The sequence below is a fragment of the Pseudomonas sp. NPDC089530 genome (assembly GCF_050280705.1).
GTDB lineage: Bacteria > Pseudomonadota > Gammaproteobacteria > Pseudomonadales > Pseudomonadaceae > Aquipseudomonas.
On the sequence record NZ_JBNNVU010000010.1, the window covers coordinates 77,853 to 94,946 of the forward strand.

Genomic DNA, 17,094 nt, shown 5'->3' on the forward strand with positions numbered 1-17,094 from the left:
GCTTGCGCCCCTCTGCCACAGGCGTCGACATGCCGGTACTGCACAACCAAAGCCAGCCCCAGGACCCGGACGAAGTGCCCCGGCCGCTCTATGCGCTGCGAATTTCCCCCCAGGCCACGCGCTGGGAGCGGCCGTGGCACAGCCATCGCAAGGCGCAGCTGCTGTTCCCCCTGGCCGGGGTGATCACCTGCGAGACCGACGAGGGCCTGTGGATGGCGCCGCCGCAGTGCGCGGTGTGGATTCCCGGGGATGTGCGGCACAGCGTGCAGGGCCTGGAACACACCGAGGGCTATTGCCTGTTCGTCGAGCCCGAGCAGGTTCGCGGCCTGCCCGAGGCCTGTTGCACCCTGGCGGTTTCGCCGCTGTTGCAGGAGCTGCTCAAGCGCTGCGTGGCGATGCCTGAACTCTATGACCTCGACGGTCCGCAGGGGCGGCTGATGGCGGTGGTCTTGGACGAGCTGGCCGCCGCGCCCCTGGAGCAGATCCACCTGCCCATGCCCCGGCACCCGCAGTTGCGCAGCATGGCCGCCTCGATCATCGAGCAGCCTGCCGCGCGGCGCAGCCTGGGCGGCTGGGGCGAGCAGATCGGCATGAGCGAACGCAACCTGAGCCGGCTGATCCTGGCCGAGACCGGCTTGAGCTTCGGCCAGTGGCAACGCCAGTTGCACATCTTGCTGGGGCTCGAGCGCCTGGTCCGGGGCGAATCGGTGGAGCAGGTGGCGTTGGGCCTGGGGTATGAAAGCGCCAGCGCCTTTATTCGCATGTTCAAGAAAGCCCTGGGCCAGCCGCCGGCGCGTTTTCTCGCCGAGCGCAGGATGTTGTTGGGCGGCCATTCGCCAACTGAGGACGCTGATCCTGCATTTGGCTGAATCGGTCAATGGGTTGTCCAGGTTGACTGATGCGGACAGCTTTTCCTTTGCGGATGATAGACATTCTTGTTTGTCTCTTGTTGAGGAAGCCTTATGAACATCGACCCTAGTCAGTTCCCCCTGGTCTGGATGCACTACCGCGACGCGGCCGGCCAGGCCGATCCCTTCAGCCAGCTGGACCAGCTGTTGCAACGCCGACAGCCCTTCGTGCTGGTCACCACCGATGCGCCCGGCGAACCTACGGCAGCGGGCGAGGAGGCCCAGGCCAGCCTCAAGCAGGCGTCGTTGTGGATGAAGCGCAACAAGGAGGCGATCCGCCGTTGGATCAAGGCCAGTATCGTGATCGCTCCGGACGGCGCGACCCAGACCCGGGTCGAAGCCTTCGCCGACACCTATCGCAAGTTCTGGGGCTACCCCTTGCTGCACTGCGCCTCCAGGGAAGGCGCCGTGGCCATGGTCGAGCGTTTGTTGAGCCATCAGCGGGTCAACAGCCAGAACTGGTGACGCACGGCGTCATCGCGGTGAATCAGCCATTGCGCGGCGCGGCCATCGCGGGCAAGTCGGATCGCCGCCCGCTCGCGCCTACAGGGCTTTGCGCATGAAGATCCGGCTGCTGCCGGCGGGGTCGCAGGGAATTTCGCCGAAGCGTTGCCAGCCGTGTTTCTCGTAGAACTGCGGCGCCTGGAAACTCAGGGTGTAGAGCACCGCCGAGCGGCAGCCGCGGCGCCGGCCTTCGTTCTCGCAGGCAGCCAGCAGGCGGGCGCCCAGGCCCGAACCGCGCAGGTGTTCCGGCAGGTAGAACAGGTCGATGAACAGCACGCCCAGGGAGGTGCGCCCGCTGATGCCGCCCAGCACCTGGCCGGTTGCCGGGTCCTTGAGTTCGACCGCCAGGGGCTGCCGGTCGTTGTAGCCGGCCAGTTGCTCGTTGAAGGCGGCCAGGCCCTTGCCGAGCAGGGTTTCGAAGGCGCTGTCGAGCACATCGCCGATGACGATCACGGGGTTGTCCATAACGGCAGGTTTCTCCAGTTCAGGCGTCGCGCAACAGGTCGTGGGCGTCGAGCAGACGGTAGGCGATTTCCGGGTTCTTCTCCAGGCCGCGGCGGATGGCGGTGGGGATCGATTGCCGGGTCTTGCGGCACAGCCCCGGCAACTCGTCGATCTGGATGGCGATGCCACGCATGCTGCGTACTTCGTTGAAGCTGGGGGTGATCTGCACGCGGATGCCCAGCAGTTCGTACATGCGCCGCTGCATGTGTTCCAGGTCGCTCAGGCTTTGCAGGTTTTCCAGCCGGTCGAGCAGGCGCTTTTCCTCCTGGCGGGTCAGGCCGAGGATGCGCAGGTCCGTGCCAGGTGTCTCCAGCAGGTGTTCGCGCTCGCAGTTGCAGGCGCCGGGCGGGCAGGGCTGGCGGATCTGGAAATCGGGCATCTATGACTCCACTCGAAGCGATCGCGGATCGCCGTGGCGCATGGGGTTGCCTGGAAATATACACAGCCGGAGCAGGACGTGGCGCGGCAATTGGCCGCCGCGCCGCGGATTTTTTCACGCCAGCCGACGGCGGCGCCACAGACGCCCATAGACCAGGAGGTTGATCAGCAGCACCAGCGCGCCCAGGCCCAGCTGGATCTGCGGCGTCAGCCCGGCGGGATAGATCAGCGGGATCAGGTAGTGCTCGATGAAACCGTCGTCGTAACCCTGCTGGCCGGCACGCTGGCGCATGAGGTTTTCCCAACGGGTCAGCGGGCAGGCCAGGTGGAAGACTTCGACCGTGACCCCCCAGGCCGCGGCGGGCAGGTGCAGCCAGGCCAGGCGCGGCCAGCGCAGGACCAGCAGGCCGCCAAGCAGGGCAAACAGGATAAAGCTCAGGTGCAGCAGGACCAGGGTGTCGGCGGTGAGGCGGTAGAGCATGTCGAGTCTCGTGGCGGCCAGGGGCATCGTGCCCCGGTAGTGGTTCAGTGGCGTGAGCGGCCGGACCGGCCCAGCGCGGTGCGCCAGATGCAGATTCCCAGGAAGTACGCTGACATCGCCAGCCACAGGCCCATCACCCAGGCGCCATTGTAGGGATGGTTGATCACCAGCGACAGGCTGCACAGCAGCCAGATGGCGGTCACCGCGATGTTCACCGGCATGAAGCGGCGCACGCGGAAGGGATGCAGGAATTTCATCCGGGTCAGGGTCAGCAGTGCCAGGGCCCCGATGCTCAGCAGGGTCAGCCAGGGTGTCGGGGCGATGATGTACAGCGCCAGGGCCACCACGTTCCAGGCAGCGGGGAAACCGACGAAATAATTGTCCTTGCTCTTCATGTCGACGTTGCAGAAGCAGAACAGCGACGACACCAGGATCACCGAGGTCGCCAGCAGCGCGCTGTACGCCGGCAACGGGATATAGCGGTAGATGAACAGCGCCGGGATGAACACATAGGTCAGGTAGTCGATCACCAGGTCCAGCACCGAGCCGTCGAACTGCGGCAGCACCGACTGCACATTGACCTTGCGCGCCAGCGAGCCGTCCACCCCGTCGACGATCAGCGCCACCCCCAGCCACAGCAGGCAGGCCTTGGGCTGGTTGTCGAACAGCGCCAGGGTGGCGAGCAGGGCCGTGACCACGCCGCTGGCGGTGAAACCATGGGCGCCCCAGGCTTTGAGACTGGCGATCTGTCGGGTCGTTATCACGGGCGTTCTCCGGGCAATGAGACCAGCCGCTCGACGCCCCGAGCGCAACCGCGGGGCCTATCGCCAAACCTGGCCAGATTGCATCTATCGACCGGGCAGGCGGCGATAAGGTTCACCCGCTGCCGGTGTCTTGGTCGGGCCGTTGGCGGGCTGATCGGGGTGCCTCATGGCGCCCCGGTCCGCGACGGTTTCCTAAACTTTAGCCATTGTTCGGCGAAGGCGGGCGTCGGTGAGAACGAATGGGTTCAGGGGCTGGTCGGGCCGGGCGCTGGCTCGGGCAATAGGCGGTCCGGGTCGTGCGCCTGCCGAGCTTGCGGGCGGGCCGCGGGCCGGGGCGAACGCACCAGTGGCCAGAACAGTTCCTGCTGCCAGCTGATGGGGCGCAGGTCCTCGATGCCGTAGGCCGTCGGTCGGCGGCGGGTGATTTTCGCGGTGCCGAACAGCACGTCCCAGAAGAACAGCAGGTTGCCGAAATTGCCCTTGTAGTGGGTCACCCCGTCATGGGCGTTCAGGCCGTGGTGCGCGGAGTGGGTGGCAGGGGTCGAGATCAGGCGTTCCAGCAGCCACATCAGCGGCCGCAGGGCGCGAATGCGGTAGAGCCGGTCGTCCCAGGCAACGCTGCTGTGGGCGGCGAAGATCACCGTCATCTTGACGATCAGGTAGCCGTAGTAGACCGGCGCCAGGCCCAGGTAGATCAGGACGCCGGAGAACCAGATGCCCGGCATCAGCAGGTAGTAGAAGCTGTTGTTGCGGTAGACGATACGGATGCTCATGTACGGCGCCGAATGGTGCGCGCGGTGCAGGGCATAGAGGAACGGCAGGCGGTGGGTCAGGCGATGCCACCAGTACTGGGTCATGTCGTCGAATAGCAAGAACAGCGCCGCGCCCGCCACCCAGTGCAGCTCGCCCAGGCTGTTCTTCAACGAAGGCGTCAGGCGGTCGAGCAGCAAGGTGCAGAGGAACATCACCAGGGGAAAGGTCACCCCCAGCAGCAGCGACGAGCCGATGATTTCGATCAGCCCGTCGCGGCGCTGGCCCCGGGGTTGGCGAAAGCTGGCACAGGCGATTTCCAGCAGGATGAAACCGAGAAATATCCCGGCCACGACCAGGATGGGATTGTTGGCGAGCAGGGTTGTATTCATGGCAATCTCGAGTCAGGCCCGACAAAGGCATTGGCCAGACCATAAGAAACCATGAGCCGCCCCGACCCTATGCGCGAACTGGACAAAAACACTGGCGAAGAGGCCAATCCGTCGCTACGCCGTTTTCACCGGGGCCAACTCGGCCGGGTGCTGGAGCGGGTCCTGCAGAAGCAGAGCCGCGACGACCGTCAGGATTACAACCTGCTGGAGCTGGAACAGCTGTGGCGACTGGCGGCGCAGCGCGATCCGGCCATCGGCCTGCACCTGTTCGCCGAGTTCACCCCGCAGGACCTGCACGTCCTGGCCTATATCTGCCTGTACTGCGCGGACGTGCGTGGCGCCATCCAGTGCTGGGCCGACTACGCCGGGCTGGCCTCGGACATGGACAGCCTCAGGCTGGTCGGCGACGGCGATCTGCTTGGCGTCGAACTGCATATCGACGCCCCCGTCCGGCTGACCCGCTACGTGGTGGAGCATTACGGCGTCATGGCCCTGACCCAGATGCGCCAGGGCACCGGGCAGACGGTGCGGCCAGTGCGCGCCTGCTTCAGCCATCCGCGACCGGCCTACCACAGCGAATACCGCCCGTGGTTCGGCGACCACCTCGAATTCGATTGCCCGCGCAATTGCCTGTACTACGACCCGGCCACCCTGCGCCTGCCGCTGCTGACCCGTCACGCCGGCATGGAGGAATTGTTGCGCAGCGAGTTGGACCGCCGCCTGGCCCAACGCCTGCAACTGAGCGGCTGGAGCGGCAAGGTGGCGGCCAGCATGCGCGACAGTCTGGCGCGGGGCGTGGTGCCGAGCCTGGAGAACCAGGCCGAGGCGCTGTACCAGAGCCCGCGCACCCTGCGCCGGCGCCTGGAAGAGCAGGGCCTGACCTTTCGCCAGTTGCTCGATCAGGTCCGCGCCGAGCTGGAGCAGCAACTGGAGTTTCTCGGCGAGAGCCGGGCCCAGGTGGCGAGCCAGTTGGGGTATGGCGATCTCGCCGCGTACCTGCATGCGCGCAAACGTTGGCAGCGGCCGTGAGCCCCATGGCGCCGGGTTCCCAAGGGGAATCCAGCGCAAGCGGGCCAGGGCGGATCAGGCCGGCGCGACGGGGCGCCGGGCGCTGCGCTCGACCATGGCGACCAGGGTTTCGAACAATTCATCGCGGGCCTGCTCAGGGCTGATTTCGCCCGTGGCCGCGGCATTGGACAAGGCTTCGGCCGCCCCCAGCATCGCCCGCAATCCGGCCGCCGCGATGATTCTCGGCGCCGCGAAGGGGGCGAGGGCGTTGCGGCATTTGTCGAGGAAGAGCCGTTCGTATTCCTCTTTGATCTTCGCCAGTTCCGGCGAGCTGGTCAGGGCGGCGATCACCCCCGGGATCTCGCGGCCCTGGGTCAGCACGCAGTCGACATAAGCCGTGGCGATGACCGCCGCGCGGCTGGCCAGGGTCGCTTCGCTGCGTTCCAGGGCGGCGTCCAGCAACTGCGTCTGGCGCGCGTCGAAGTCCTGGTACAACGCCGCCAGCAGCCCGGCGCGGGTGACGAAATGGTCATAGACCACCGGCTTGGTCACCCCGGCCTGCTCGGCGAGTCGACCCAGGGTCAGGGCCTCGGTGCCTTCCGCGCCGATCAGTTGCCAGGCCACTTCCAGCAGTTGTTGCAGACGCTCTTCCCGGGACAGGCGCCGGCGCGGGGGGGAGGCCTCGGATGGGTTGCTTGACATGCTTATATACCAAAAGTAACTTACTGTTCGTAACTTACTAAAAGTATATCGGGCCCGGTTGCGGCCCTCAATCCATGTGCCGGAGGTTTTGCCATGCATGCGCTGATCGTTGTCGCCCACCATGATCCCCGTTCCCTCAGCCACAGCCTGGCGAAGCAAGTCGCCGAGGGGCTGGGGCCGTCCCATACGTTCGAGATCGCCGATCTGTTCGCCGAGGCGTTCGACCCCTGTTTCAACGCCGCCGATCACGCCGTCCATCGCCGGCAAGTGCCGCCCCCGGCCGACGTGCTGGCCGAGCAGGCGCGCATCGATCGCGCCGATGCGCTGGTGCTGGTCTATCCGGTGTACTGGTGGTCGTTCCCGGCGCTGCTCAAGGGCTGGATCGACCGGGTGTTCGCCAACGGCTGGGCCTTCGACTTCAACCTTGAAGCCAACCGCATGGAGAAGCAGCTCGGGCGCCTGCGGGTGCATCTGCTTGGGGTTGCCGGGGCCGATGCCGGCACCTACGAGCGTCACGGTTATGCGGCGGCGATGAAAACCCAGATCGACCACGGGATCTTCGACTATTGCGGCGCGCGGGTGCTGAGCTCGTCGCTGTTGCCGGACGCGGAAAGCCAGGACCCGGAACCGCACCTGCGCACGGCCCGGGCGCTCGGCCGCGATCTGTTCACCTGCCCGGGAGCCATCGAGGCGGCCCAGCCTGCTAGCGACCGGCAGGCGGCGCCTGTTGCGTGAGGATCGCCCGGGCCAGGTCTTCGTCGCTGGCATTGAGGCCGGGGTTTTCCTGGCGAATTCTCTGCAGCAGCGACTCCAGGTAGACGCCACGGATGGCGCCACCGCTGGCGATGAAGCTGGAGGCGTCGTCGCGGGCGGGAATCACCCTTTTGTCATCCTTGAAGGTGGAGTACAGCGAGGCGGAAATCCCCGCCGAGGTGGCGACGTCACCCGCATCGATACGGGCCAGGGCCGAGCCGGCGGGCAGGCAGAGCAGCAATGAGGAAACGAGTAATAGACGGCGCATGGGGGGCGTCCTCCGGCAGCGTGAAGCACAAAGGAAATACCACATAGTTCTAGATGCACGGCGCTGCCTGGGAGTTCCCCGGCAGTTCGGCGCCGCAGATGGCTAGCCTCGACTGGCGTTGCGTATCGGCTCCCCCGGCATTGCGCCGGGGGGGGGCTGTTTATCGGGCGATCAGCTCACCACCCGGTAGCACGGCACATAGGCCGCGCCGCCCGGCAGTTTCATCCGGTGCTGGTGGACGAAGGCTTTGAGCAACTGATCCAGCGGCTGCATGATTTTCGCGTCGCCGTGGATTTCGTACGGGCCGTTTTTCTCGATCAGGCGGATGCCCTTGTCCTTGACGTTGCCGGCGACGATGCCGGAGAAGGCGCGCCGCAGGTTGGCCGCCAGCTCATGGGGCGGCAGCCCGTGGTTCAGCTGCAGGCTGGCCATGTTGGCGTGGGTCGGGTCGAACGGACGCTGGAAGCCTTCGTCGATTTTCAGCAGCCAGTTGAAGTGGAAGGCGTCGTTGCGTTCGCGGCGGAACTGCTTGACCTCCTTGAGCCCCTGGGTCATCTGCCGGGCGACTTCGGCCGGGTTGTCGATGATGATCTGGTAGAGGCTGTGGGCGGTCTCGCCCAGGGTCGCGCCGACGAAGGCGTGCAGCTGTTCCAGGTAGGGCGCGGCGCTTTTCGGCCCGGTGAGGATCACCGGGAACGGCAGGTCGCGGTTGTCCGGGTGCATGAGGATGCCCAGCAGGTACAGGAACTCCTCGGCGGTGCCGGCGCCGCCCGGGAAGATGATGATGCCGTGGCCGACGCGGACGAAGGCTTCCAGGCGTTTCTCGATGTCCGGCAGGATCACCAGTTCGTTGACGATCGGGTTCGGCGCCTCGGCGGCGATGATCCCCGGTTCGGTCAGGCCCAGGTAACGGCTGCCGCTCATGCGCTGCTTGGCATGGGCGATGGTCGCGCCTTTCATCGGGCCTTTCATCACGCCCGGGCCGCAACCGGTGCAGACGTCCAGCTTGCGCAGGCCCAGCTCGTGGCCGACCTTCTTGGTGTACTGGTATTCCTCGGTGCTGATGGAGTGGCCGCCCCAGCACACCACCATCTTCGGTTCCACGCCCGGGCGCAGGGTGCGAGCGTTGCGCAGCAGGTGGAAAACGTAGTCGGTGATGCCCTGGGAGCTTTCCAGGTCGATGCGCTGGCTGGCCAACTCGCTTTCGGTGTAGACGATGTCGCGCAGGGCGCTGAACAGCATTTCCCGGGTGCTGGCGATCATTTCGCCGTCGACGAAGGCATCGGCCGGGGCGTTCAGCAGCTCCAGGCGCACGCCGCGGTCCTGCTGGTGGATGCGGACTTCGAAATCCTTGTAGGCGTCGAGGATGGTCTTGGCGTTATCGACGTGGGCGCCGGTGTTGAGGATGGCCAGGGCGCACTGGCGGAACAGGGTGTAGATGCTGCCGGAACCGGCTTCGCTGAGTTGCTGTACTTCGCGTTGGGACAAAGTCTCCAGGCTGCCTTTGGGGCTGACCGAAGCATTGATGACTTGTCTTGGCTGCATTCTGGATTCCTTGAAAGCGGGACCACCGGCCCATGCGGGCCCATGGCGTGAGAATAGTGGGCGGCGTTACGGGATGCCGGGAAAAACATTCTCCTAGGCTTCGTGGCGTAAAGGCAAATGGGGCCGCCGGAAAGCAGCGTGCGTGCACGTGGTTACAGGCTCGCGACGGCTGGTCCGAAGCCAGGGCGGCCGGCGTTGCCCTTGACTATGCTCAGCCCAGTTACCCACAGGGCGGCGCCAGGCGGACCTGGCCAGCAGCATCGAATGGAGGCAATCATGAATCTTCCTGCGCAGGATCGTCTTATCGAGGTGCCGGCGGATCAGTCTTGTGTCCCCAGCGAGTTCGAGATCGAGGCCGGGCATCGCTACCGCTTCCTGGTGGACGGCTTCTGGGCCGATGCCAGCGATCCGCCGACCGGGCCCGAGGGCGTGGCGCACCCGGGCGGGATCCGCGAGGGGCTCGGTTGGGCCAGGCGTCTGCCCGAGGCGGACTGGATGGCGCTGCTGGTGCGCACTGAAGGCCCGGCGGGCACGTCGCCCTGGCGCCTGCTCGGGAGGGGCGGCCAGGTCTGGTCGGACCTGCCGCCGGGGCGCCTGCAGTTCTGCGCCAACGACGTGCCCGGTTTCTACCACAACAACTCGGGAAAGATGGAGGTCAGGGTGATCGATGTCGGTCAGGGTTAGCGGCGGGCGGGCACCTCGGCAGGCCGAGTGAATTTATCCGTCCGGCGTCGCTCATAACTGCAAATGGCGCCTCGGCGCCGGTCTTTCATGTTGCCAGGGAGTGTCATCGCCATGAGCCTCACCTTGTCCGGGAACCCCGGCCTGCCTTGCCGCCTGATTCTGGTGGTGGAGGACGAACCGACGATCCGCGAATTTCTCTGCGAGATCCTGCAGGACGAGGGTTTCGCCACCCAGGCCCTGCCCACGGCGGATGAGGCGCTGGTGTTCCTCGACCGCCATCCGGAGCAGGTGCGCCTGCTGCTGACCGATATCACCATGCCTGGCACCTTGAACGGCGCGGGCCTGGCCAACCGGGTGCGCGAGCGCTGGCCGGGCATGCCGGTGCTGGTGATGTCGGGGTATGAGACGCCGCAGAGTTCCGGCATCCGCTATCCGGTGTCGTTCATCCGCAAGCCCTGGACCATCGGGCAGCTCCTCGACAGCGTCGACGATGCGTTGAACGGGTAAGGGGAGGGGGCGGCCGCGGTGAGGCCGGTGGCTTTCGACCACCTTGGACGCGAGGTCCTCGGTGATCGCAAGTGGGGAGGTTGAGCTAGCGGCTCACTCCTTGACGCTCATGAACTCTTTGGCCCAGACGATGTAGTCCTCGGGCTGGGTGTAGGTGTGGGCCAGCTCGGTGGCGCTGAGGTCCGAGGCCTGGGTGAAGATCTGCCGCTGTTCGCGCAGGCAGTCGTAGGTGGCCTTGATCGCCGCGAAGTACGCCGCGTGGCCGTCGACGATGATCTTCGCGCCCAGCTGGGCCAGCCGCGCGTCGTCGCGCAGTGCCGGGTTGCCGTAGGTCACCAGCATCAGCGGCACGGTCAGGTGCTCGGAAATCTGCTCCAGTTGCTCGAAATCCTTGACCCCGACCATGCAGATGGCGTCGGCGCCGGCGCGCTCGTACTGCTGGGTGCGGCTGATGATTTCCTGGATCGGCAGGATCGCCGCATTGGTCCGGGCGATGATCGCCAGTTCCGGGTCGACCCGGGCCTCCAGCGCCGCGCGGATCTTGCCCACGCCTTCGGCGACCGTGATCAGGTCGGTGGACTTGCGCCCGAACTGGGCCGGCAGCAGGGTGTCTTCGATGGTCAGGGCGGCGACGCCGGCGCGCTCCAGCTCGACCACGGTGCGCATCACGTTGAGGGCGTTGCCATAGCCGTGGTCGGCGTCGGCGATCACCGGCAGCTGGGCGACGCGGCCGATGCGCGTGGCCTGCTCGGCGAACTCGCTCAGGGTGATCAGGGCGAAGTCAGGCGCGGCCAGCACCTGCAGCGAGGCGACGGAGCCGCCGAGAATGCCCACTTCGAACCCCAGGTCGGCGGCGATCCGCGCCGACATCGGGTCGAAGACGGAGGCGGTGTGAAAGCAGGAGTCTGAAGCGATCAATTCGCGGAAACTACGGCGTAAATCTTGATGAGACAGCCTGGACATACGAACTCCCGGAAGGAGGTAAAAGAGATGCCGACGATAGCGTCGAGTCAAAAATGCGATCGGTCGTCCAGCGAACCTGTATAGGAAGTTCGCTGCGAGAACCTGGGCAGATGAAGATGAAGCAAGCAGGTATGAAACGGCGGGTGACGCCGCACCGGGTCGAAAAGCCAGGCGGGCGGTCTTCTTATGGCCGGGATGAAGGCTACCACGCCGCCGCGGCGAAAATGATGACGAATTCGTATGGCGCCATGCCAGAACGGCATAGGCCATGCCGGTTGGCATGGGCGCCGGCGCCGGTCGATCATGCCGAACAGTGTGGTTCGCTCCTGGTCGGCCATCAGGCTGGCGGTCATCGCTGGTACCAGAATCGGGCTGGCCAGGCGCTGGTCGCGCCGCCACGGAGCCGGGGAACGGCTCGATTAAATGTCAGAATTTGAGTCCGGCTCTGGACCTTTTGCCCTGATGCGCAATCATTAGTGCGTGAATACCCAAAGGAGAGACGCATGTTCATTCGGTCATTGACCCTCGCAACGTTGCTCGCAGTCGCCGGCCCCGCATTGGCGGCCGACAACGAAGGCCCTCTGGCTCAGGATCAAGGCAAGGCGCGCCCGCTGATCGTCATCGCTCCCAGCACCGTGGACCCGACGCTGGTGGCATTGAAGAAGTCCCTCGACGAGCCGGCCAACCGCCAGGCTTTTACCGAACGCAACATGGTGCTCTACACGGTGATCAACACCATCGGTCAACGTGACGGCAAGGACCTGGACCCCCAATCGACCATGGCCCTGATCCGTAGCCTGAAACTCGGCGCCGGGGCGCAGACCAAGGTGATCCTGGTGGGCAAGGACGGCGAGAAGAAGCTCGAGCATTCCGGGGCCATCGAGCTCAAGGAAGTCTTTGGCGCCATCGACCAGCTGCCGGCCGCGGAAAAGGAAGCCGCCGTGCCGACGCCTGCACCGGTCGCGGAAGTCAAGGCGGCCCATGCCGGCAAGGCCGCCAAAGCGGGCAAGCCCGCCGCGCCACCAAAGCCGCTGGACGACTGACCCTCCCAGGCATCGCGAGCAACCCCGCCCTCGGCAGGAGTTGCCGGTCGAGGCTCGATTGCTCGCGATCGCGTTTTACCGACCTGGCCTGATGGCCAGGCATCCCCTCACGACACCGCCAGCACGCCTGCAGCATTCGCCCCAGCGGCCGCCTTTGCCTCATTGGCCGCGGCGCCTTGCAGCGTCCGGCAGACCCCGCGAACGATCATCTCCACCTCGCGTTCGTCGATGATCAGCGGCGGCAGCAGGCGGATGGTGGTGCCCCGGGTGACGTTGATCAGCAGCCCGTGATCCCGCGCCGCCGCCAGGGCCAGTTCGCGCTGCGGGGCTTTCAGCTCGATGCCGATCATCAGCCCCAGGCCACGCACTTGCAGGACTTGCGGGTGATCGGCCAACTCCACTTTCAGGCGTTGCAGCAGCTGTTCGCCCTGGCGCCTGGCGTTGGCCAGCAGGTCCTGTTCCTCGATGATTTCCAGCACGGTACAGGCCACCCGGCAGGCCAGCGGGTTGCCGCCGAAGGTGCTGCCGTGGCTGCCCGGGGTGAACAGTTGCGCGGCCTGGCCCCGGGCCAGGCAGGCACCGATGGGGATGCCGTTGCCCAGGCCCTTGGCCAGGGTCATCACGTCCGGGACCACGCCTTCGTGCTGGCAGGCGAACCACTGGCCGGTGCGGCCGATGCCGGTCTGGATCTCGTCGAGCATCAGCAGCCAGTTGCGCCGGCTGCACAGGTCGCGCACGGCCTTCAGGTAGCCGGGCGGGGCCACGCGGATACCGCTTTCCCCCTGGATCGGCTCCATCAGCACCGCGGCGATACGTGGGCCGTGGGTTTGCGCGGCCCGCTCCAGGGCGGCCAGGTCGCCGAAGGGCAGCTTGAGGAAATCACCCGGCAGTGCACCGAGGCCCAGGCGTACCGCCGGCCCGTCGCTGGCCGCCAGGGTGCCCAGGGTCCGGCCGTGGAACGCGTTGTCCATGACCAGCACCAGCGGTTGCTCGATGCCTTTGTGCCAGCCGTGCAGCCGGGCCAGCTTCAACGCGGTCTCGTTGGCTTCGGCGCCGGAGTTGTTGAAGAACGCCCGCTCCATGCCGGCCAGGCGAGTCAGCCGCTGCGCCAGTTGCTGTTGCCAGTCGATGCCGTAGAGATTGGAGGTGTGCAGCAGCAGGCCGGCCTGTTCGCGGATCACGCTGACCAGCCGCGGATGGGAGTGACCGAGGCCGGTCACCGCCACGCCGGCCACCGCATCCAGGTATTCGCGGCCGGCCTGGTCCCAGAGGCGGGTGCCCAGGCCGCGGGTGAAGCTCAGCGGCAGGGGTTGATAGGTACTCATCAGGCAGGCGGCGGTCATGGCGGGTAACTCCATCCAGGGGGTGTGCTGGCAGTATCGTTAGCCACCCGAGCTAGATAAACTCGTCAATTCTTTAATCATCTTCAAGTCAGGGTTGATAATGGATCTATTCCAGGCGATGTCGGTGTACGTGAAGGTGGTGGAGGCAGGGAACATGACCGCCGCCGCCCGGGAGTGCGGCCTGTCCACCACCATGGTCGGCAATCACCTGCGGGCCCTGGAGCAGCGCCTGGGGGTCAGCCTGCTTAACCGAACTACAAGACGCCAGCACCTGACCGAGTTCGGCGCCGAGTATTACCAGCGCTGCCTGGCGGTGCTGGGGCTGGTGGCGGATTCCGAGCGCATGGCCGAACAGGTCCAGGGCGAGCCGTCCGGCACCCTGCGCATCACCGCGCCGCTGACCTTCGGCACCGAGCGCCTGGCGCCGGCCCTGAGCGAGTTCCGGCAGCGTTGCCCCCAGGTCAAGGTGGAACTGACGCTGGCCAACCAGCGCTTCGACCTGATCGATGGAGCCTTCGATGTGGCCTTTCGCCTGGGCAACCTGGACAGCCCGTCGCTGATCGCCCGGCCCCTGGAGGACTACACCCTGACCATCTGCGCCGCGCCCGAATACCTGGAGCGCTACGGCACGCCGCGGGTGCCGGAGGACCTGCAGCACCACAACTGCCTGGCGTTCGCCTATCCGGCCGGTGACGAATGGAGCTCCACCGCCACCCAGTGGCCCTTGCACGGGCCTGAGGGCGATGTGCTGATTCCGGTGTCCGGCTCGCTGCTGACCAACACCTCGTCCGGCCTGCACCGTGCGGCGCGGGGCGGCCTGGGGGTGGTGATGATGCCCGACGCCCTGGTGGAGGAGGACCTGCAGCAAGGCCGGCTGGTGCCTTTGCTGCAGGACTATCAGTTGCCTTGGCGGGCGATGCACCTGCTCTACGCCCAGGACCGCTACCGCCTGCCCAAGCTGCACAGTTTCGTCGAGTTCGCCCTGGAAAAATGGGGGCGGACGGCCTAGGCCGACTCGCTGGCCAGCAGCATCATCGCCGCCGACAGGGTATGGCCGTCAGTGATTTTTCCGGCGGCAATCATTGCCAGCAATTCCTGGCGACTGACCCACAACAGCTTGTCCACTTCGCCATCGGTGGCAGCGGCCTGCTGCTCGGCGATCTGCACCTGACACACCGCCACCGCACTGGCGATCAGCGAGGTGTTGCTGTGCAGCAGCCCCAGTTCGCGCACGGCCGAGGCCTGCCAGCCGGTTTCCTCCAGCAGTTCGCGGGCGGCAGCGTCAGCGGCGCTTTCCCCGGTATCGATGGCTCCTCGGGGAAACTCGATGGACTGGCTTCCTATGGCCCGACGCTTGAGGTCAACCAGCATCAGCCGGCCATCGGCCAGGGTCGGTATGGCCACCACGCCGTTCACCGCCTGGGCTTCCTTGATGATGAAGTAACCCTGCTCGCGGACCACTTTGAAGTAGGGGGTTTCCAGCAGGCACTGGCTGTTGGCGACAGAACTCATGAATGGCATCACTCCAGAAAACAACGATCGAACAGGTACAGCTCGGCGGGCTTGAGGTTTTCCACTGTGGCCTGGGGCCGACCGCCGTCGCCGCTTTTCTTGCGCCCGGTTTCTTGCAGGTAACCGGCTTCGTTCATCTTCAGCAGGCGCTGGCGGATGCTGGTCTTGAGCACCGGCCGGCGCAGCACCAGGGAGAAGATGTTCACCGCCTCGGGGGCGCTGAACTCCTTGCCGAGAAACATCAGCGGCAGGCTGCTGTACAGGGACTTGGAAAACAGCCGCTCGTGCGCCTGGGCCACCAGGCTGTTGTGGTCGAAGGGCAGTTTGAAAGCCCCGCTGGCCACCTCGCCGAGGGCAAAGAAACCCTGCTTCGGGCCCGGCTCCAGCGGCTCGCTGGCGATCCCCAGGTAAAAGGTCGAGGACGACCAGCAGCGGGGGTCGCGAAAGGCATCGCCCACCGTGCCCACCTGTTCCAGCCAGGCCAGGGGCATGTCCACCTTGCTCGAGCGCCGCAGGCGTTCCACCGCATCGTTCAGGCTGCGGTCCTCGACGTCGCCGTTGACCACGATGCCCGGCAGCGCCCAGTGCCCGGCGAACGGATCGCTGTCCCGTTGGTGGAGGAGGATTTCCAGCTCGAGGCGTTCGCGGTTGTAGCGCAGCAGGCACAGGTCGATGGTGTGCAAGTAGGCGCAGGGGAGGGTGGGGCGGTCGTGCATGTCAACTTCCGTGGGCGGCGTAGAGGCCGTAGTTTAGCGGATTCATCCCCGGTGCCAGCCATTGGCTGGGAGGCGTTTCGCCCCGGGCCAGGCATTGGCGCAACACCGTGCTGCGGACCCCCGGCTGCTCCTCGATACGCAGGATGGAAAAGCGTTGCAGCAGTTCCTCGCCACGATGGAAGCCGGGCAGCTGGCGCGCCACGTCTTCACCCACCACCAGGGCAATGCGCTTGCCGTCCAGAGCCAGGTCGTCCGCCAGCCGCTGCAGCAGGGTGTAGCTGTAGACCGGGCCGGGATCGGCCAGGGCCAGCAGTTGCTCCACCCGGCTCACCGCCAGTTCGGCGGGGCTCTCCGGTTGCAGGTGCTCGGTGATGGCCCGCAACCAGTTCACCCGTTGCTCGAAGTCGGCCATGCGCTTGCCATCCGGGTGACGAAAGCTGGGCACCACCAGCACCCGTCGGGCGTGGCGGGCGGCTTCGAGCATCACCCGGGCATGCCCGGCGTGGGGCGGGTTGAAGGCGCCGCCGTAGAGAGCCAGTTCAAACATCTGTTTCTCCTGTTTTGGTACATGACGTGTACCTTATCATTGCTTTCGTTTGCAGGGAATCGCCTCGGTTTCATTTGGTAAGTTGTATGGCTGTCCTGGTGCATCAACGAATGGCTTGCAATGAAAGTACATGACATGTACTTTATGTCTCATGCAGAGGAGAGACCCAGCATGAACAGCCAACCGATGAAGACCGCTTCTTTCGATGTCGATGCGCAAAAGAGCTTCACCCCGCTGTGCCCGGACGAGTTGCCCGTGGCCGAAGGCGACCGCATCGGCGGCGAGCTGAATTTCATGGCGACCCTGGCCAGCCTGCGCATCGGCAGCAAGGACGCCCACAGTCCCCAGGCCCCCTGGGTGGTGGCCGGGCACGGGCAGATGCTCCAGCCCACCGGCCTGGAGCACGCCGACCTGACCTGGGTCAGCCACTGCGTACCGGGCACCGCGGGCTTCACCCTGCTGGATGAGTTGCCCGTCCCCTATGACTACGACTACTTCGTGTGGAAGGGCGTGGAGCCGGACCTGCACCCCTACGGCGCCTGTTACCACGACCTGCACGGCAAGTTGTCCACCGGGGTCATCGAGTACCTGGAACGCCAGGGTGTGGAACGGGTGATAGTCGGCGGCCTGGCCCTGGACTTCTGCGTCAAGACCACTGCCCTGCAACTGGCCGCCGCCGGTTTCAAGGTGATCGTCCACCTGCCGGCATGCCGCGCCATCAGTACCGAGGGCGCCGACCGGGCGATCCACGACATGCAGCAAGCGGGCATCGCGGTGGCCGCGACCCGCGAAGCAACCGCCAGACTGGCCAGCGTTTGAGGA

General features: G+C 65.9%; 23 protein-coding genes. 9 read left to right on the forward strand and 14 right to left on the reverse strand.

Features of this window, described 5'->3' with window-relative positions; all coding sequences use genetic code 11:
• The first annotated feature begins 29 nt into the window (after positions 1 to 29).
• Positions 30 to 869: an AraC family transcriptional regulator gene (locus tag ACQKQA_RS06410; protein WP_427554654.1), complete on the forward strand. Its 840-nt coding sequence runs from the start codon at positions 30 to 32 to the stop codon at positions 867 to 869.
• A 93-nt stretch (positions 870 to 962) separates the two neighbouring features.
• Positions 963 to 1,373, forward strand: coding sequence for a hypothetical protein (locus ACQKQA_RS06415; RefSeq protein ID WP_427554656.1), 411 nt, complete (start codon positions 963 to 965; stop codon positions 1,371 to 1,373).
• Positions 1,374 to 1,451: 78 nt separating this feature from the next.
• Here ACQKQA_RS06415 and ACQKQA_RS06420 read toward each other — a convergent pair whose 3' ends face one another.
• From ACQKQA_RS06420 to ACQKQA_RS06440, 5 genes are all read right to left on the reverse strand, one after another.
• The gene (locus tag ACQKQA_RS06420) at positions 1,452 to 1,877 is read right to left on the reverse strand and encodes a GNAT family N-acetyltransferase (protein WP_427554658.1); all 426 of its coding nucleotides are present in this window, start codon (positions 1,875 to 1,877) and stop codon (positions 1,452 to 1,454) included.
• A gap of 19 nt (positions 1,878 to 1,896) precedes the next feature.
• The gene (locus ACQKQA_RS06425; RefSeq protein WP_427554660.1) at positions 1,897 to 2,295 is read right to left on the reverse strand and encodes a hypothetical protein; all 399 of its coding nucleotides are present in this window, start codon (positions 2,293 to 2,295) and stop codon (positions 1,897 to 1,899) included.
• A gap of 114 nt (positions 2,296 to 2,409) precedes the next feature.
• Positions 2,410 to 2,775 carry a DUF2784 domain-containing protein gene (locus ACQKQA_RS06430; protein WP_427554662.1) on the reverse strand — a complete coding sequence of 122 codons (366 nt, stop codon included), beginning with the start codon at positions 2,773 to 2,775 and terminating at the stop codon, positions 2,410 to 2,412.
• Positions 2,776 to 2,819: 44 nt separating this feature from the next.
• The gene (gene pcsA / locus ACQKQA_RS06435) at positions 2,820 to 3,539 is read right to left on the reverse strand and encodes a phosphatidylcholine synthase (RefSeq protein WP_427554664.1); all 720 of its coding nucleotides are present in this window, start codon (positions 3,537 to 3,539) and stop codon (positions 2,820 to 2,822) included.
• A gap of 245 nt (positions 3,540 to 3,784) precedes the next feature.
• The gene (locus ACQKQA_RS06440; RefSeq protein WP_427554666.1) at positions 3,785 to 4,681 is read right to left on the reverse strand and encodes a sterol desaturase family protein; all 897 of its coding nucleotides are present in this window, start codon (positions 4,679 to 4,681) and stop codon (positions 3,785 to 3,787) included.
• Positions 4,682 to 4,750: 69 nt separating this feature from the next.
• Between ACQKQA_RS06440 and ACQKQA_RS06445 the strand changes: the two genes are divergently transcribed.
• Positions 4,751 to 5,710 carry an AraC family transcriptional regulator ligand-binding domain-containing protein gene (locus tag ACQKQA_RS06445; RefSeq protein ID WP_427554727.1) on the forward strand — a complete coding sequence of 320 codons (960 nt, stop codon included), beginning with the start codon at positions 4,751 to 4,753 and terminating at the stop codon, positions 5,708 to 5,710.
• 54 nt (positions 5,711 to 5,764) lie between these two features.
• Here ACQKQA_RS06445 and ACQKQA_RS06450 read toward each other — a convergent pair whose 3' ends face one another.
• Positions 5,765 to 6,391 (reverse strand): TetR/AcrR family transcriptional regulator, encoded by a 627-nt coding sequence (locus ACQKQA_RS06450; protein ID WP_427554668.1) that lies wholly within the window; start codon positions 6,389 to 6,391, stop codon positions 5,765 to 5,767.
• Positions 6,392 to 6,484: 93 nt separating this feature from the next.
• Between ACQKQA_RS06450 and ACQKQA_RS06455 the strand changes: the two genes are divergently transcribed.
• Positions 6,485 to 7,126 carry an NAD(P)H-dependent oxidoreductase gene (locus ACQKQA_RS06455; RefSeq protein WP_427554670.1) on the forward strand — a complete coding sequence of 214 codons (642 nt, stop codon included), beginning with the start codon at positions 6,485 to 6,487 and terminating at the stop codon, positions 7,124 to 7,126.
• Here ACQKQA_RS06455 and ACQKQA_RS06460 read toward each other — a convergent pair.
• Positions 7,095 to 7,412, reverse strand: coding sequence for a DUF2388 domain-containing protein (locus tag ACQKQA_RS06460; RefSeq protein WP_427554672.1), 318 nt, complete (start codon positions 7,410 to 7,412; stop codon positions 7,095 to 7,097). The two genes, ACQKQA_RS06455 and ACQKQA_RS06460, sit on opposite strands and share 32 nt — an antisense overlap.
• Before the next feature lie 171 nt (positions 7,413 to 7,583).
• On the reverse strand, positions 7,584 to 8,957 hold the full coding sequence (gene ppnN / locus ACQKQA_RS06465) for a nucleotide 5'-monophosphate nucleosidase PpnN (RefSeq protein ID WP_427554674.1): 1,374 nt from the start codon (positions 8,955 to 8,957) through the stop codon (positions 7,584 to 7,586).
• Between the two features lie 276 nt (positions 8,958 to 9,233).
• Here ppnN and ACQKQA_RS06470 point away from each other — a divergent pair, with 276 nt between their 5' ends.
• Positions 9,234 to 9,641, forward strand: a complete 408-nt coding sequence (locus ACQKQA_RS06470; protein WP_427554676.1) for a hypothetical protein — start codon at positions 9,234 to 9,236, stop codon at positions 9,639 to 9,641.
• A 111-nt stretch (positions 9,642 to 9,752) separates the two neighbouring features.
• Positions 9,753 to 10,148 carry a response regulator gene (locus ACQKQA_RS06475; protein WP_427554678.1) on the forward strand — a complete coding sequence of 132 codons (396 nt, stop codon included), beginning with the start codon at positions 9,753 to 9,755 and terminating at the stop codon, positions 10,146 to 10,148.
• Between the two features lie 93 nt (positions 10,149 to 10,241).
• On the opposite strand, the gene ACQKQA_RS06480 is transcribed toward ACQKQA_RS06475, so the two are convergent.
• Together ACQKQA_RS06480 and ACQKQA_RS06485 are read right to left on the reverse strand one after the other, a co-directional pair.
• Entirely contained in the window at positions 10,242 to 11,111 is an 870-nt protein-coding gene (locus ACQKQA_RS06480; RefSeq protein WP_427554680.1) for an isocitrate lyase/PEP mutase family protein, read from the reverse strand.
• A gap of 47 nt (positions 11,112 to 11,158) precedes the next feature.
• The gene (locus ACQKQA_RS06485) at positions 11,159 to 11,464 is read right to left on the reverse strand and encodes a hypothetical protein (protein ID WP_427554682.1); all 306 of its coding nucleotides are present in this window, start codon (positions 11,462 to 11,464) and stop codon (positions 11,159 to 11,161) included.
• Between the two features lie 150 nt (positions 11,465 to 11,614).
• Here ACQKQA_RS06485 and ACQKQA_RS06490 point away from each other — a divergent pair, with 150 nt between their 5' ends.
• Positions 11,615 to 12,154 (forward strand): DUF4174 domain-containing protein, encoded by a 540-nt coding sequence (locus tag ACQKQA_RS06490; protein ID WP_427554684.1) that lies wholly within the window; start codon positions 11,615 to 11,617, stop codon positions 12,152 to 12,154.
• 107 nt (positions 12,155 to 12,261) lie between these two features.
• On the opposite strand, the gene ACQKQA_RS06495 is transcribed toward ACQKQA_RS06490, so the two are convergent.
• Entirely contained in the window at positions 12,262 to 13,497 is a 1,236-nt protein-coding gene (locus ACQKQA_RS06495) for an aspartate aminotransferase family protein (RefSeq protein ID WP_427554686.1), read from the reverse strand.
• Between the two features lie 100 nt (positions 13,498 to 13,597).
• On the opposite strand from ACQKQA_RS06495, the gene ACQKQA_RS06500 reads away from it, so the two are divergent.
• On the forward strand, positions 13,598 to 14,506 hold the full coding sequence (locus tag ACQKQA_RS06500) for a LysR family transcriptional regulator (RefSeq protein ID WP_427554687.1): 909 nt from the start codon (positions 13,598 to 13,600) through the stop codon (positions 14,504 to 14,506).
• On the opposite strand, the gene ACQKQA_RS06505 is transcribed toward ACQKQA_RS06500, so the two are convergent.
• The 3 genes from ACQKQA_RS06505 to ACQKQA_RS06515 are packed head-to-tail and all read right to left on the reverse strand — an operon-like array spanning position 14,503 to position 16,272.
• Positions 14,503 to 15,009 (reverse strand): NUDIX hydrolase, encoded by a 507-nt coding sequence (locus ACQKQA_RS06505; protein WP_427554689.1) that lies wholly within the window; start codon positions 15,007 to 15,009, stop codon positions 14,503 to 14,505. The two genes, ACQKQA_RS06500 and ACQKQA_RS06505, sit on opposite strands and share 4 nt — an antisense overlap.
• A gap of 8 nt (positions 15,010 to 15,017) precedes the next feature.
• Positions 15,018 to 15,725 (reverse strand): NUDIX hydrolase, encoded by a 708-nt coding sequence (locus ACQKQA_RS06510; RefSeq protein ID WP_427554691.1) that lies wholly within the window; start codon positions 15,723 to 15,725, stop codon positions 15,018 to 15,020.
• 1 nt (position 15,726) lies between these two features.
• Positions 15,727 to 16,272, reverse strand: coding sequence for an adenylyltransferase/cytidyltransferase family protein (locus tag ACQKQA_RS06515; RefSeq protein WP_427554693.1), 546 nt, complete (start codon positions 16,270 to 16,272; stop codon positions 15,727 to 15,729).
• 171 nt (positions 16,273 to 16,443) lie between these two features.
• Here ACQKQA_RS06515 and ACQKQA_RS06520 point away from each other — a divergent pair, with 171 nt between their 5' ends.
• Entirely contained in the window at positions 16,444 to 17,091 is a 648-nt protein-coding gene (locus ACQKQA_RS06520; RefSeq protein ID WP_427554695.1) for a nicotinamidase, read from the forward strand.
• Positions 17,092 to 17,094 lie beyond the last annotated feature (3 nt).